Below are 15,397 nucleotides of genomic sequence, written 5' to 3'. Positions count from 1 at the left end.
GAGGCGCTCGCACAAGCATGCCCACGAGGCGTCAGAGTCCGAGGAGAACCGATCGATGTCGATCACCCCTGCACCGGCCGCAGCCGCGACCGAGGTCCACGTCCAGCTGCCCCAGGCGGCCCCCGATCACGAACGGGTGCTCATCACCCGCGGGCCGCGATCCGGGCTCACCATCATCGTCGCCGTGCACTCCACGGTGCTCGGCCAGGCGCTCGGCGGGGCCCGCCTCTGGCGCTACGAGCACTGGACCGATGCGCTCGGCGACGCGCTGCGGCTCTCCCAGGCGATGACGATGAAGAACGCCGCCGCGGGACTCGCGCGCGGCGGCGGCAAGTCGGTCGTGGCGATCCCGTCCGGGGTCGAGCTCGACGAGGCCGGCCGACGCGACGCCATGCTCGACCTCGGCGACGCGGTCGAGTCGCTCGGCGGCGCGTACATGACCGCCGAGGACGTCGGCACGAGCGCCGAGCTCATGGCCGTCGTGCACGAGCGCACCGAGCACGTCTGCGGGCTGCCCGCCGAGGCCGGCGGGGTCGGCGAGCCCGCCGATGCCACCGCCGCGGGCGTCTTCGCCGGCATGCTCGCGACGCTCGAGCACGTCTTCGGCTCCGCCGACCCCGCCGGCCGCCACTTCGTCGTGGCCGGGCTCGGCCAGGTCGGCGGGCGACTCGCCCGCATGCTCGCGGCCCGCGACGCCCGGCTCACCGTCACCGACGTGTTCGAGGGCAAGCGGGCGCTCGCCGAGGAGCTCGGGGCCGCCTGGGTCTCGCCCGCCGAGGCCCACCTCGTCGAGGCCGACGTCTTCGTGCCCTGCGGGCTCGGCGGCGTGCTCACCGGCCAGGTCGTCTCCGAACTGCGGGTGCGCGCCGTCGTCGGTGCGGCGAACAACCAGCTCGCCGCGCGCGGCGTCGCCGACCGGCTGCGCGAGCGCGGCATCGTGTGGGCGCCCGACTTCGTCGTGAACGCCGGCGGGGTCGTCTACCTCGACCTGGCCTCCACGCCGGGCGTCACGGCCGCCGAGCTCGACGAGCGCATCGCGGGCATCGGCGACACGATCGGCGCGATCCTGCGCGAAGCGGATGCCTCGGGCTCGACCACCCTCGAGTCCGCCGAGCGGCTCGCCCTGGCCCGGCTCCACGCCGCGGGCTGATCGGGTGACGGCCGGCACGAGCAGACGGCCGGGAGCGCGGGCGGCAGCGGAGACGCGCCGCCCGCGGCCCGGCCGCTAGGCTCGGTGACCATGACGTCCCCCGCGCCAGTCGATCCCGCCGACGAAACCGGCGGCGATCCCACCGAGCCAGCCACGCGACCCGCGCCCGCCCGCCGCACCGGGGGAGGTCGAGCGGTGCTCGCCGTGCTCGGCTCGGCCGCGGCGGTCGGCGCCCTGGGGTTCCTCGGCGCCCTGCTCGCCTTCTTCATCGGCAACGGGCACACGCCCGAGGTGTTCGTGCAGCTCACCGGGCACTTCGCCCTCGCCGGCTTCTTCGCGGCCGCGCTGCTCGCGATCTCGAACGCCGCCGGCGCCCTGCGCACCTGGTTCCTCGCGCTCATCTCGGGCTTCGCGGCGGCCGTGCTCGCGGCCATCCTCGCGACCACGGTGACCGTGCTCGCCACGGGGCGCGGCATCTCGGGCGAGCTGTTCCTCTTCGTCGTCGGCTCGCTCGTCAGCCTCAACCTCGTGTTCGTGCTGCTCGTGACGTTCGGCGAATTGTGGCTCGCCCCGTTCGTCGCCCGGGCCATCCAGTCGTACCAGCCGGAGCGGACGCCCCGGCGCATCGCCCTCGTCCGCATCCCCGCCTCGAACCTCGCCGAGGGCGAGCTCACCCACCTCGAGCGTCTGCCCGTCGACCAGGCCAAGGCCGACGAGCAGTGGGACAACTACTGCGCCACCCTCGTCGCCGAGGGCTGGGAGACCGTCGAGGTCGACGCGGCGCCCGAGCTCGCCGACTCGGTATTCGTCGAGGACACCGTCGTACTCTTCGAGGATCTGGCCGTCATCACGAGTCCGGGCGCGGCCTCCAGGCGCGGCGAGACCGAGGGCGTCGAGCGCAGCGTCCGCGACCTGCCCGGGCTCGAGCTGGCCCGCATCGAGGCGCCCGGCACGCTCGAGGGCGGGGACGTGCTGAAGGTCGGCCGCACCGTGTACGTGGGCGCCTCCAGCCGCACGAACGCCGAGGGCATCCGGCAGCTGCGCGCCCTGCTCGACGGGCGGGACTACACCGTCGTCGCCGTGCCCGTGACGCGGGCGCTGCACCTGAAGAGCGCGGTCACGGCGCTGCCGGACGGCACGGTGATCGGGCACCCCGAGCTCGTCGACGCGCCGAGCCTGTTCCCGCGATTCCTGCCGGTGCCGGAGCGCGAGGGCGTCGCGGTCGTGCTGCTCTCCGACGACACGCTGCTGATGTCGGCGGCGGCTCCGCGGACGGCGGAGCTGCTGTCGGGGCTCGGCTACCGCGTGCTCACGGTCGACATCAGCGAGTTCGAGAAGCTCGAGGGCTGCGTCACCTGTCTGTCGGTCCGGGTGCGCTGAGCCCCGGCGCCGGGCGGGGCGTCCCGACCCCGTCGTGCAGCTCCAGCAGCTGATCCGCCCGCTTCACGAGCGAGGGGTCGTGCGTCGTCACGACCGCCGCGACGCCGTGCTCGTGGACGAGCTCGCCGATGAGGTTCATCACCTGCGCGGCCGTGCCGCTGTCGAGCTGCCCGGTCGGCTCGTCGGCGAGCAGCAGCTGCGGGCGGGCGACGAGGGCGCGGGCGATGCCTACGCGCTGTTGCTGACCGCCGGAGAGCTCGTACGGCCGCTGGGCCGCGTGCTCGGCGAGCCCGACGAGGCGGAGGGCCTCGGCGACGCGCTGCTCGCGCTCGGCGGGCTCGACCCGCTGCAGCCGGAGCGGCACCGAGACGTTCTCGGCCGCCGACAGCACCGGGATGAGCCCGAACGACTGGAAGATGTAGCCGAGGCGGTCGCGGCGCACCTCCGCGAGGGCCGTCTCGTCGAGCGCCGAGAGCTCCAGCTCGCCGAGGTGCACGCGGCCGGCATCGGGTCGGTCCAGGCCGCCGAGCAGGTTCAGCAGCGTCGTCTTGCCGGCGCCCGAGGGGCCGGTCACGACGAGGAGCTCGCCGGGGCGCACCTCGAGCGAGACGTCGCGCACGGCGTGCACCTCGCCCGCCCGCCCAGAGAAGGTGCGGGTGATCGATTCGGCGCGCAGCGCGGCGGTCATGCGGCTCCTCCGTTCGGTTCGGGCTGGTCGGAGTCGGCGCCGCTGCCGACGCCGGCGCCGGGCTCGGGCGCCGCGTGCCGACCGCGGCGGCGCGGAGCGTCGTCGGCGTGCGGCTCATGCTCGTGCGGCACCGGCTCGTGCGGCGCCGGCTCGCGCGGCCGGGGCGGCGGGGCGCCCTCGTGGCCGGGCCAGACGCCCACGTGGTCGGGTTCGAGCGCGAGCCGCACCCGCTCCCGCAGTTCGAGCGAGGCCACGAAGTCGTGCGGGAGCTGCAACCGGCCGACTCGGTCGAGCACGGCGAACTCCTCGGCCACCGCCTGCTCGGCGCCGTGCTCGTCGAGCCGTGTGGAGCGCAGCACCTCGGTGGACGTGCGGCCGTCGCGGATCTGCACGGTGCGCCGGACGTGCTCCGAGACGGTCGGGTCGTGCGTGACGATGAGCGTCGTCACGCCGAGCTCCTCGTTGACCCGGCGCATCGCCTCGAGCACCGAGGCGCTCGTCGCCTCGTCGAGTTCGCCCGTCGGCTCGTCGGCGAGCAGCACCCGCGGAGCGTTCGCGAGGGCGACGGCGATCGCCACTCGCTGCTGCTGGCCGCCGGACAGCTCGCCCGGGCGGCGGTCGGCGAACTCGGCCACCTCGAGGAGCTCGAGGAGCTCGGCGATCCGGTGCGCCCGTGCGCTGCCCTTCGCGGTGCCCGCGACGTTGATCGCGAGCGCCAGGTTCTCGGCGGCGGTCAGGTACGGCAGGAGGTTCCGCGAGGTCTGCTGCCAGATGAAGCCCACGGTGCGCCGCTGATACCCGACACGCTCGCGGGCACCCATGGTCAGCAGATCGTGCCCGGCGACGCGCGCGACGCCCGCGGTGGCGGTGTCGAGCCCGGAGAGGATCGTCAGCAGGGTCGACTTGCCGGAGCCCGACGCGCCGACCACGGCGACCATCTCGCCCGCCTCGACCCGGAGATTCAGTCCCTGCAGCGCCTGCACCTCGACCCCGTCGGCGCTGAAGATGCGCACGAGGTCGACGCAGAGGATGTGCGGTTCGGCGACGTCGGTCATGATTCCTCCTCCTTGCGGAGCGCTCTGGCGGCATCCACCCGGCCCCCGATGCTCGCGGCGACCCAGGCGCCGATCGCGGAGACCGCGATCGCGCCGGCGAGCACCCCGCCGACGAGCAGCGGGTCGACCGAGATGGGCGGTTGGACGATCGCGCCCGTGAACGCGGCGATGTTGATGGCCGGCAGCACGACCACCGGGAGCAGCAGCCCGAGCGCCGCGCCGGCGACGACCGCCGCGACGACGACCGGGCCGATCTCCCAGGCGACGAGGGTCCGCTCCTCGCGACGGCGCAGGCCGAGCGTCGACAGCAGCGGCAGCAGCCGCTCCCGAGCGGGGCGGCCGACCACGAGCGTGAGCACGATGGCGAGCGCCGTGGCGAGGCTCGTGAGCACGATGGCGATCGCGAGCGCGACCATGAGGCCCCGCGCCGCCGGACTGGCCGACAGGGACTCGGCCAGCGAATCCGGGGTCTCCGCGGTCGCGCCGTCACCGGCGACGGCGACGGCGGCGTCCGCGACCGTCTCGACGGAGGCGTCGGGCGCGACCCGGATGAGCACGGTGCGCGGCACGAGCGTGTCGGTGAACGGCCGCGCCTTCGAGCGGTCGACGAGCAGCCAGTCGCGGCGCGGCGTGAACGCCGTCTCGGCGGTGACGCCCTCGACGACGTCGATCTCCTGCCCGTCGAGCCGGACCCGGTCGCTGCTCGCGAGCCGCTCGGCGAGCGCGCCCGAGGCGAGCACCGGCACCGGGCGGTCGTCGGCGCCTCCCGCGCCGAGCGCCGCCGGCAGCGGCAGCACGCCGCTCCGCCCCTCCTGCACGGCGGCCATCTCGGCGACGTCCACCACGACGACCGTGGTCGGTCGGCGCTGACCGTCGAGCTCGAGCGGGGCGGAGCCCGTCGAGTACACGGGGGCGATGGCCTCGACCCCGTCGATCGCGCGGAGCTCGTCGAGCTGCGCGGTCGTGAGCGGCCCCGCGTGCAGCTGCACGTCGGCACCGACCTGCACGTCGGCGGATGCCTCGATGCCGCCTCGCACGGTGCCGAGCAGCACCGCGGAGAACACGGCGACCGCGACGCCGACGACGACCGCGAGCACGGGGACCAGCCCGGCGGACGGGTCGCGCAGCGCGCGGGCCGCCCCGAGGAAGGCGACGAGCGAGCGCCGGCGTTCGAGCACCGTCACCAGGCGGCGAAGCGGCAGCGGGTAGACGCGCAGCACGACGATGCAGACGACGAGGGCGAGCAGCAGCGGCACGGCCGCGAGGAGCGGGTCGACGCTCGCCGGGCCCGTCGCGTTGGTGCCCGCGAGCCCGCGGCGGAACAGCAGCACGACCGCGGTGGCGGCGAGGAGGGTCACCGCGAGCTCGGCGATCCAGCGGCCGCGGGCCGGGGCGCCGCCGAGATCGACCCTCGCGCGGCGCAGGGGGCTCAGCTGCCCGGCCGAGGCGGCGAGCAGGATGCCGGGGGCGAGCGCGAAGGCCGCGGCGAGCCACCAGCCGCCCGCGCCGGCCTCGGCGCGCACGGCGAGGGTGCCGGCGATGCCGCCCACGAGCAGTGCGGGCAGGCCGATGAGCGCGCCCTCGGTGCCGAGCACGGCGCGCAGCTGGCCGGTGGACCCGCCGCGCGCGGCGGCGAGCTCGAGGCCCGTGCGGCGGCGCTCGAACACCACGAGCGCGCCGAGCACGAGCACGGCGATCGTGACACCGATCGGGCCGGACGCGACGGTGGCGAGCACGGCGTCGACCGCGACCGCCTCGCTGCGCGCTTGGATCAGCACCTCGCGCAGTCCGCTGCGGAAGGTGATGCTGTCGGCCGTGCGGAAGGACAGGGTCACGGCGCTCTGATCGAGCGGCTCCATGCGGGACTCGACCTCGCCGAGCTCGTCGATCAGGGTCGTCACCTGGTTCGCGCGGACCTCCCCGTACTCGAGCGGGAACCAGACCTGGAGCTCGATCGGGAGCGAGACGGACTGCACCGTCTCCCAGGAGCTCGGGTCGAACATGGCGACGCCCGTGATGATGGGCGGGCTGAGGCCCACCTGCTCGCGATTCGCGCGGAGCGCCGTCGGCACATGGCTCCAGAACGGATCGGCGGGATCGACGGCGGTGTACGTGCCGGTGACGACCGCGGGCACTCGGCCGGTCGGGAAATCGAGGGTGCGGGTCTCGCCGACCGCCCACTCCAGGCGTTCGGCGACGGGGACCGAGAGCACGACCTCCATCGGCTCCTCGCCGGGCACCGCGCCGTCGAAGGGCGCGGGCCAGTCGCCCTCGCTCAGCTCGGCGTGCTCGCGCAGTCGCGGGTCGAAGCCGGGCTGGACGCGGAAGATGGTGCTGCCGATGCCCTGCTCCGCGGTGCTCGCGACCACCGGGTCGCCGACGACGACGGCGCTCGGCGGCCCGAGCACGTCGCGGAGCTCCTCGGGCAGCCGCGCCCGGATCTGCTCGGCCTGCTCGGCCTGCGAGCCCCAGACGGCGGCGACGTCCTCGGGCAGGGTGGATTCGCCGGGTCCGACGGGCGGACGGTCCCTCGTCGACGCGGTCAGGTCGAGCTCCCTCGGCGCGACGGCCGCCATCGACTGCTGCAGCGACTCGGTGTGCAGCGCGGTGATCGCCCGGGGCAGCGCGACCGCCGCGAAGGCGGCGACGGCGACGAGCACCGCCAGCAGCACCGAGGCGGTGGGGGAGGCCTGGAACTGCCGGCCGACGAGGCCCGCGGCGGACAGCCGGGAGTGTCGGCTCATCGCACCTCCTCTCGTCCGGGGCGGCCCGCGGCGACCGTGACCGCGCGGGCGGCGAGCAGGGCGACGACGGCGGTCGCCAGCGCGAACGCGCCGAGCGCCGCGCCGAGCGGCCACCAGTCGAGCACGATGGCCGGGGTGAGCGCGGCCGGCGCGCCGGGCACGGCGGCGCGTGCGAGCTCGGCCGCGCTCGCCCAGGCGGCGAGCGCGCCGATCGCCGCCCCCATCACCATCGCGGTGCCGACCGCCGCCGCGAGCTCGGCGAAGCGCGCCCGGCCCTGCATCGCCGCCGGCGCGCCGAGGGCCCGGAGCACGAGCACCTCGCCCCGCCGGGAGGCGCCGAGTGCGGCGGCGAGGGCGATGAGGGCGGCGAGCGCGGCGGCGAGGGCGCCGATCGCGCCGAGCCAGAGCGCGGTGATCGCGGGGGAGACGAGGCTCGCCGTCGACGCCGCGTCGCGGGCGAGCGCCACTGCGCCGCCGGGGCGGTCCCGGTCGAAGGAGGCGACGACCGCATTCGGATCATCGGCGCCGATCCACAGCTCGTCGGCGCTCGGCGTGCGAGCGCCGGCCTCCGTCACGGCGGCGTCGAGCTCGGCGCGGTCGGCGAGCACGCCGAGTTCGCCCGCCCCGGGGACGGCCTGCACGACGGCGGCCACGCGCGCGTCGATCGTGCCGTCGGCGCTGCCGAGGCGGAGGGAGATGCGGTCGCCGGGGCCCGCGCTCGTGCTGGCGGCGAGGCGTTCGTCGATCGCGACCGGGAGGAGCGAGGCATCCGCCGCGTCGATCGCCCGGATCGCGCCCTGCACGTCGTCGGGGAGCCCAGGCGCCACCTGAGGCAGGACGTCGAGCCCCGTGGCGATGAGCGTCGCCGTCTCCGGGCCGACGCGGATCTCGCGCCGCACCACCGGCTCGACGACCACCTCGGGCAGCGCTGCGGCGGCCTCGGCCGCCGCGGCCGGGTCCGCGGCGCCGAGGACCCGGACCTCGCCGCCCGTGGCGAGTGCGGCGGCGTCGGCGTCGAAGCGCTGCCAACTGCCCGCGACGCTCGCGGTGAGCACGATGCCGGCGACGCCGAGCATCGCGGTGAAGGAGGCCGCGGCGAACATGGGCGCCCGCCGGGCCAGCTGGCGGAGCGGGAGGGAGGGCACGAGCCCGGGCCGCGCCGAGGCGAGGCGCTCGAGCAGCCGGGAGACGAACGGCGTGCACGCGAGGGCGCCGAGCGCCAGCGCGAGCAGCACGAGCACGGGGGCCAGCACCGCGAGCGGATCGACCGCCGTGCCGCCGTCGGCGGTGCGCACGAGCGGGGAGCCGTAGAGCCGGAACTGCCAGAGCGACACGGCCGCCGCGACCGCGATGAGGATCGTGCCGCCCAGGGCGGCGGCGCGGGTGCCCCGGCCGCTGTCGTCGCCGGCCGAGCGGGTGACCGGCCGCCGTGCCTCGCCCCACGCGCTCGCCGCGAGCAGGAGGACGGCGACGAGCACCGAGACGGCGGCGACCGCTGCGGAGATCCACAGCGATCGTGGCTCGCCCGGGCGGAGCAGGAGCAGCGCGAGCTCGCCGGCCGCGGCGCCGAGGATCGCCGCGGGGGCGCCGACGGCCGCCGCCTCACCGGCCTGCCAGCCGACGAGCTGCCGGGTCGCGGCCCCGCGGGCGCGCAGCAGCACGGTCTCACCGCGGCGGGCGCCGGCGAGCAGCGTGCCGAGCCGGCCGAGGGCCGCGATGCCGGCCGCCGCGAGCAGCAGCAGCGGCAACGGGGTGATCGCGCGCACCGCGTCGAGGCCGGTCGTCGCCGCGGCGATCGTGGCGGGCAGGCCGCCGAGCCGGGTCAGGCTGTCCTCGCCGATGCCCGGCTGCGCGGCGAGCGCCGGGGTCGTGCGCGCGAGGTCGCCGGTGAGCTCGCGCGCGGAGTCCGGGGTGAGCGCGTCGATGACCGGCGTCGCCGTCCAGCGCACCCGGACGGCGACCGGCAGCCCGTCGAGGGCGGCCTCGTCGACGAGGAAGGGGCCGGCGGCTCCGTCGGCCGAGCCGGTGGCGATGAGCGGCTCGCCGAACCAGGCGGGCGCCCTGGCGTCGTCGGGCAGCCAAGTGCCGACGATCTGCAGGCGACGGTCGGCGAGCTCGACCGTGTCGCCGAGCGCGAGCCCGAGCGCGTCCGCCGCGCCCTGGTGCACGGCGGTCGGGACGGTGGATGCCTCGTCGGCGCCCCCAGCATCCGGCCAGACCCCGTCGACGAGCTGCGCCCGTTCCGCGATCGCCGGGTCGGCGAGGAGCACGAGGCCGGTCTCGGGCGCTGCGTCGGTGTCGTCGGTCTCGGTGTCGTCGGGCGCGGTGCCGTCGTCGGCGTCGGTGCCGTCGGGCGCGGTGCCGTCGGCCAGCGGCACGGGGGAGCTCTCGGCCGAGCGGTCCCAGCCGATCGTCTTGGCAGGGAGGGTACGGTCGAGCACGGTCGCACCGGCCTCGGCCTGGGCCTCGGGGTCGCTCGAGCGGCGGATCTCCCAGCGCACGGCTCCGTCGGCTCCGGAGGCGGCGGCCACGCGCTCGCGCAGGCCGGTGACGGCGGCCCCGGCCGTCTGATCGAGGATCGCGGTGCCGACACCGGCGAGGATGAGGACGACGGCGGCCACGCCTGCGAGCACGCCCGAGCGCGCACGGGCACGAGCCAGTGCCAGCCGGGCGGATGCCACGCGCGGAGCCTCCTCGATGCAGGGTTCGGGTCGCCGCGGCGATCGGTGCAGCGGTGCGCCGGCGTCGAATTCGGACAGCTTACCCCGCACCGGGGACTTGCATACCACTCGGAACTCTGAATAGTCTGTAAGGCTGTCGCACCACGAGTTCGGCAGGCTATGGATCACGAGACGATGACGCAGGAGGACCCGATGTCAACAGCCCACACTTCCGCCCGTTCGGTCGCGGTCGCTGGCGCTGGCATCCGCGCCCCGCGCCGTCCCGCTGCCACGCCGGAGCACTAGCTCCGACCCGTCGAGCCGGACTCGGTCCGGCCGAAGCGCCGCTCCCGCGGCCACCATTCCCGGGCGCCCCCGGGTCGCGAGCTCCCGGAGGAGCCTCGCTCGCCGGCGCTCCGGGCTCCACACCCAAGCACCGGATCCGGCTCCCTCGGGTTCAGGCTCGCACTCTGCTTCGGCACCGTCCGCCGTCGTCGACGACGCTCCGGTCCGCCATCCGCACCTCATCGCACGACTCCGCGTGCGCGGCCCTCGCCGCCGCACGCCGTTCCGAAAGGGCCATCCTTGACCACCCCACCCACCCATCCGCCCGATCACGTCGCCGAGGCGCCCCGCCTCGGTGCGGTGCGCGCGCTCTGGCGCCTCCGCGAGTACGCGGGGCCGGCGCTGCCCGCCTTCGCGATGAGCATGGGCGCGGCACTCATCGCCCAGCTCTTCGCGCTCGCGATCCCGCAGGTGATGCAGCAGATCGTCGACGGTCCGCTCGCGCAGCGCGACGCGAGCGCCGTCTGGCCGCTCGCGATCCTCGTCTTCGTGCTCGGAGCGATCGAGTCGGTGCTCTACGCGCTCCGCCGTTGGCTCGTCGTCGGACCGGGCACCAAGGTCGAAGCGCGCATGCGCGACGCTCTGTACGCGAAGCTGCAGGATCTGCCGGTGAGCTTCCACGACCGCTGGCCGAGCGGGCAGCTGCTCTCGCGCGCCGTCAGCGACCTGAGCCTCATCCGCCGCTGGCTGAGCTTCGGCCTCGTGCTGACCGGGGCGAACCTCGTCATCATCGTCGTCGGCGTCGGCATCCTGATGTCGATGAACTGGCTGCTCGGACTCATCTTCCTCGTCTGCTCGCTGCCGCTCTGGTGGGCGGGCTACCGCTTCGAGGGGGAATACTCCGAGAAGTCGCGCCTCAGCCAGGACCAGCAGGGCGACCTCGCGACCGCGGTCGAGGAATCGGTGCACGGCATCCGCGTGCTCAAGGCGTTCGGCCGTGGCAAGCACGCGTTGTCGACGTTCCGGGCGCAAGCCGAGTCGCTGCGCCGCACCGAGATCGAGAAGGCGCGCCTCGACGCGAACATCTGGGTGTGGATCATGGTCGTGCCGGCCATCGCGCTCGGCGTCTGCCTCGTCGTCGGCATCTGGCTGGCAGCGAACGGGCAGCTGTCGGTCGGCGAGCTCGTCGCGTTCTTCGCGACCGCGACGGTACTCGCGTGGCCCATCGAGTCGATCGGCTTCATGCTCGCCTTCGCGCTCGACGCGCGCACCGCGACCGACCGCTTCTTCGACATCATGGACAGCGAGAACACGATCCTCGACCCGGAGGCGCCGCGCACGCTCGAGCGCCCGCGCGGCGAGCTCGCGTTCGAGGGGGTGCATTTCCGCTACCAGGATGCGCCGTCGCGGTTCCCCGACCTGCTCGACGGGGTGGAGCTCGTCGTCCGGCCGGGCGAGACCATGGCGCTCGTCGGTCTCACCGGCAGCGGCAAGACCACGATGACCGCACTCACGACCCGCCTGTACGACGTGACCGGCGGCGCCGTCACGCTCGACGGGGTCGACGTGCGCGCGTTCAGCCGCGAGGAGCTGCGCCGGCACATCGCCATGGCGTTCGAGGACGCCACGCTGTTCAGCGCCTCGGTTCGCGAGAACGTGCTGCTCGGGCGCCCCGAGCTCGCCGGCGACGACCCGGCCGTGCAGGCGGAGGCGCAGCGCGTGCTCGACGAGGCCCTGCGCATCGCGCAGGCCGGCTTCGCGTACGAGTTGCCCGAGGGGCTCGAGACGAAGGTCGGCGAAGAGGGCATGAGCCTGTCCGGCGGCCAGCGCCAGCGGCTCGCGCTCGCGCGTGCGGTCGCCGCGAAGCCGGCCGTGCTCGTGCTCGACGACCCGCTCTCCGCGCTCGACGTCACCACCGAGGCGAAGGTCGAGGAGGAGCTGCGGAGCGTGCTCGCCGACACCACCGCGATCATCGTCGCGCACCGCCCCTCGACGGTCATGATGGCCGATCGGGTGGCGCTGCTCGAGGGCGGGCGCATCACGGCCGTCGGCACGCACTCCGAGCTGCTGCGGGAGTCGGAGCACTACCGCTTCGTCATCTCCAGCCTCGAAGAGGAGGAACGGGCCGGCAGCGACCCGGCCGACTCCATCCGCGAAGAACCCGAGACCGATCGAGAGGAGGTCGCCCGATGAGCGTCACCGGCGTTCAGGGAGAAGAGCGCGAGCACTACACGCGCGCCGAATCGCGGCAGATCCGCCGGCGGTCGATGCGGCTGCTCGGCTCGCTGCTGCATCCGCTCCGCCCCACACTGTGGCTCACCGTCATCGCGGTGATGCTCTCGTCCGCCGCGCAGGTGGCGGGCCCGGCGATCATCGCCTACGGCATCGACACCGGCATCCCCGCCCTCATCGGGCAGAACTGGTGGCCGGCGGCGCTGTCGGGCGTCGCGTACGTCGTCACCGGCCTCGTCGGGGCGTTCCTCATCGCGGTGTACATCCGGCTCTCGGCGCGGATCAGCCAGGCCGTGCTCATCGACCTGCGCACCCGGGTGTTCCTGCACACGCAGAAGCTCTCGCTCGAGTTCCACGAGTCGTACACCTCGGGCCGGATCATCTCGCGCCAGACGAGCGACCTCGACGCCATCCGCGAGCTCATGGACGAGGGGCTCACCCTACTCGTGCGCGGGCTCATGTACATGGTGTTCACCGCGGTGATGCTCATCATCCTCGACTGGCCTTCGGGCGTGGTGCTGCTGATCGCGCTCGTGCCGCTCGGCATCCTGACCCGGTGGTTCCAGGTGCGTTCGCAGCAGCTGTTCCGCCGTTCGCGCGTCGCCTCCGCCCGACTCATCGTGCAGTTCGTGGAGACGATGACCGGCATCCGTGCGGTGCAGGCCTTCCGCAAGGAGCGGCGCAACGAGCGGGAATTCGGTGCGCTCGTCGAGGACTACCGCGATGTCAACGCGAAGGTGCTCGGCCTGTTCGCGGTGTTCAACCCGGGGCTCGCGCTCATCGGCAACACCGCGGTGGCCGCGACGATCGTGCTCGGCGGCTTCCGCGTCGTCGACGGCTCGCTGCAGGTCGGCGTGCTGCTCGCGGCCGTGCTGTACACGAAGCGGTTCTTCGACCCGATGGAAGACCTCGCGATGTTCTACAACGGGTACCAGTCCGCCGCGAGCGCGCTCGAGAAGATCTCGGGCGTGCTCGAGGAGGAGCCGAGCGTCCCCGATCCCGAGCGTCCGGTCGACCTGTGGAACGCGAGCGGCCGTGTGCGCTTCGACGGCGTCGAGTTCGCGTACACGAAGGACCGGGTCGTGCTGCCGCGATTCGATCTCGACATCCCGGCCGGGCAGACGATCGCGCTCGTGGGCTCCACAGGCGCCGGCAAGTCGACGCTCGCGAAGCTGATCGCCCGGTTCTACGACCCGAGCGACGGCGCGGTCACGCTCGACGACCTCGACCTGCGCACGCTGCACCCCAAGGACCTGCGGCGCGCGATCGTCATGGTCACGCAGGAGGCGTACCTGTTCTCGGGCTCCGTCGCGGACAACATCGCGCTCGGCAAGCCGGACGCCTCGTTCGACGAGGTGGTCGCGGCGGCGAAGGCCGTGGGGGCGCACGAGTTCATCGAGGGACTGCCGAACGGCTACGACACCGACGTGAACAAGCGCGGCGGCCGGGTGAGCGCCGGGCAGCGGCAGCTCATCTCCTTCGCGCGGGCGTTCCTCGCGAACCCGGCGGTGCTGATCCTCGACGAGGCGACGAGCTCGCTCGACATCCCGAGCGAGCGGCTCGTGCAGGAGGGACTCACGAAGCTCCTCGCCGACCGGACGGCGATCATCATCGCGCACCGGCTGTCGACCGTGGCGATCGCCGACCGGGTGCTCGTCATGGAGCACGGGCGGATCGTCGAGGACGGCTCGCCGGCCGAGCTGATCGGCGGCGACGGCCGCTTCGCCGCGCTGCACGCGGCGTGGCGCGACTCGCTCGTGTGAGCCGGTCGTGAGCAGCGGAAGGCGGGTGACCCGATGGGTCACCCGCCTTCGTGGTGTGTGGGCGCGTAGGCGTGTTGCGTGTTGCGTGTTGCGTATTGCGTATTGCGTGTTGTGCGTGCGCGCCCGCGCGCCGTGCGCGGAGGGCTAGATGCTGCAGCCCGCCGCACGTGCTGCCGCGTAGGGGAAGCCGGGGATGGGGCCCGGGCCCTTCTGCGGGTAGCAGATGATGTTCCACGTACGCGGTCCGACGATGCCGTCGGCCGTGAGGCGGAAGATCGACTGCACCCGGATGACGGCGGAACGCGTCTTCGGCCCGAAGTTGTTGTCGACGGCGAGCCCGGCGCCCGTGTGGTAGTTGACGAGCTGTTGGATGTAGCCGATGCAGCTCGAGTAGCCGCCCTGGGAGTAGTTGTAGTCGACGCACCGGCCGGCCGCCTCGGCGGGAGCGGCGCTCGTGCCCACCGCGCCGACCGTGCCGGCCGCGGCCATCGCGAGCGCCGCGACGGCGAGGGTGAGCTTGTGTCGCTTGGTTCGAAGTTCCACGGTGATCTCCAATCGGTGCGGATGGGTCGTGCGAGGCGATCGTACGTACGGCCCTCCACGGGTGTCGATGGGCAGCGCTGCCCATCGTTTCCGTCCGGAGCCTCCGCGAACGGCACCCCCGGATTGGGACCTGCCCTGCAGTTTCCAGCGCGATACAGTGAGCGGGGCGGTGTGTGCGCCCACGGCCGCGCGCCCGAGCGCCGTCGAACGGAGGAGCCATGGGCGATTCGACCACGCCCCTGCGAGTCGTCATCGCGGACGATGCGATGCTGCTCCGCGAGGGAATCCAGAAGGTGCTGGAGGACGCCGGCATCGAGGTCGTCGCATCCGTCGGGACGGCCGATGAACTGCTCGCCGTGCTCGAAGAGCTGCCGGTGGATGCCGCGGTCCTGGACATCCGGATGCCGCCGGGCCACAGCGACGAGGGAGTCGTGGCACTCGAACGGATCCGGGCGAGCGGTTCGACGATCGGCGTGCTGCTGCTGTCGATGTACGCGACGCCGGAGTACGCCCTCCGCGTCATGGGCGCCGGCAGCGGCACCGGCTACCTGTTGAAGGAGCGGGTCGCCCAGCCGCAGACGCTGGTCCGCGCCGTGGAGACCGTCGCCTCGGGCGGTTCCGTCGTGGACCCCGAGGTCGTCGAACAGCTGGTCGGCCGCAGCCGGGTCGACGACCCGATCACGAGGTTGACTGAGCGCGAACGCTCGGTGCTCGAGCTGATGGCGCAGGGGTACTCGAACGGCGGGATCGCGCAGTCGCTCTTCCTCGGGTTGAAGACGGTCGAGACGCACGTGCGGAGCATCCTGCAGAAGCTCGGGCTCGAGGAGTCGCCCGACCACCACCGCCGCGTGCTCGCGGTGCTCGCACTCCTCGGCGAGCGGTGACGGCGGGCCGACG

The 15,397-nt window shown here is 74.1% G+C and carries 10 protein-coding genes; 5 read left to right on the top strand and 5 right to left on the bottom strand.

Annotated features, from left to right (window positions below):
• Window positions 1-55: 55 nt before the first annotated feature.
• Both ACFWE1_RS04365 and ddaH read left to right on the top strand, forming a co-directional pair.
• On the top strand, window positions 56-1,150 hold the full coding sequence (locus ACFWE1_RS04365; protein ID WP_376932297.1) for a Glu/Leu/Phe/Val dehydrogenase dimerization domain-containing protein: 1,095 nt from the start codon (window positions 56-58) through the stop codon (window positions 1,148-1,150).
• Window positions 1,151-1,240: 90 nt separating this feature from the next.
• Window positions 1,241-2,530 carry a dimethylargininase gene (gene ddaH, locus ACFWE1_RS04360; RefSeq protein WP_376932296.1) on the top strand — a complete coding sequence of 430 codons (1,290 nt, stop codon included), beginning with the start codon at window positions 1,241-1,243 and terminating at the stop codon, window positions 2,528-2,530.
• Here ddaH and ACFWE1_RS04355 read toward each other — a convergent pair.
• Genes ACFWE1_RS04355 through ACFWE1_RS04340 form a run of 4 tightly spaced genes read right to left on the bottom strand, consistent with a single transcriptional unit; the run spans window position 2,502 to window position 9,698 of the window.
• Window positions 2,502-3,218 (bottom strand): ABC transporter ATP-binding protein, encoded by a 717-nt coding sequence (locus ACFWE1_RS04355; protein WP_376932295.1) that lies wholly within the window; start codon window positions 3,216-3,218, stop codon window positions 2,502-2,504. The genes ddaH and ACFWE1_RS04355 overlap by 29 nt on opposite strands.
• The gene (locus ACFWE1_RS04350; protein ID WP_376932294.1) at window positions 3,215-4,273 is read right to left on the bottom strand and encodes an ABC transporter ATP-binding protein; all 1,059 of its coding nucleotides are present in this window, start codon (window positions 4,271-4,273) and stop codon (window positions 3,215-3,217) included. The genes ACFWE1_RS04355 and ACFWE1_RS04350 overlap by 4 nt, the downstream gene beginning before the upstream one ends.
• Window positions 4,270-7,017, bottom strand: coding sequence for an FtsX-like permease family protein (locus ACFWE1_RS04345; protein ID WP_376932293.1), 2,748 nt, complete (start codon window positions 7,015-7,017; stop codon window positions 4,270-4,272). Before ACFWE1_RS04345 ends, ACFWE1_RS04350 begins: the two co-directional genes overlap by 4 nt.
• Window positions 7,014-9,698 (bottom strand): hypothetical protein, encoded by a 2,685-nt coding sequence (locus tag ACFWE1_RS04340; protein ID WP_376932292.1) that lies wholly within the window; start codon window positions 9,696-9,698, stop codon window positions 7,014-7,016. The genes ACFWE1_RS04345 and ACFWE1_RS04340 overlap by 4 nt, the downstream gene beginning before the upstream one ends.
• Before the next feature lie 681 nt (window positions 9,699-10,379).
• Here ACFWE1_RS04340 and ACFWE1_RS04335 point away from each other — a divergent pair.
• Both ACFWE1_RS04335 and ACFWE1_RS04330 read left to right on the top strand, forming a co-directional pair.
• Entirely contained in the window at window positions 10,380-12,155 is a 1,776-nt protein-coding gene (locus ACFWE1_RS04335) for an ABC transporter ATP-binding protein (RefSeq protein WP_376933061.1), read from the top strand.
• On the top strand, window positions 12,152-13,957 hold the full coding sequence (locus tag ACFWE1_RS04330; protein WP_376932291.1) for an ABC transporter ATP-binding protein: 1,806 nt from the start codon (window positions 12,152-12,154) through the stop codon (window positions 13,955-13,957). Before ACFWE1_RS04335 ends, ACFWE1_RS04330 begins: the two co-directional genes overlap by 4 nt.
• A gap of 144 nt (window positions 13,958-14,101) precedes the next feature.
• On the opposite strand, the gene ACFWE1_RS04325 is transcribed toward ACFWE1_RS04330, so the two are convergent.
• Complete coding sequence (locus ACFWE1_RS04325) at window positions 14,102-14,500, bottom strand: peptidoglycan-binding protein (protein ID WP_376932290.1); 399 nt, start codon at window positions 14,498-14,500, stop codon at window positions 14,102-14,104.
• Window positions 14,501-14,718: 218 nt separating this feature from the next.
• Here ACFWE1_RS04325 and ACFWE1_RS04320 point away from each other — a divergent pair, with 218 nt between their 5' ends.
• Entirely contained in the window at window positions 14,719-15,384 is a 666-nt protein-coding gene (locus ACFWE1_RS04320) for a response regulator (RefSeq protein WP_376932289.1), read from the top strand.
• The last annotated feature ends 13 nt before the right edge of the window (window positions 15,385-15,397 follow it).

Origin of the sequence: Agromyces sp. NPDC060279 (genome assembly GCF_042726785.1) — a bacterium.
GTDB lineage: Bacteria > Actinomycetota > Actinomycetes > Actinomycetales > Microbacteriaceae > Agromyces.
The sequence above is the reverse complement of the archived record's forward strand: the minus strand, read 5'-3'. Positions and strand labels throughout refer to the sequence as shown.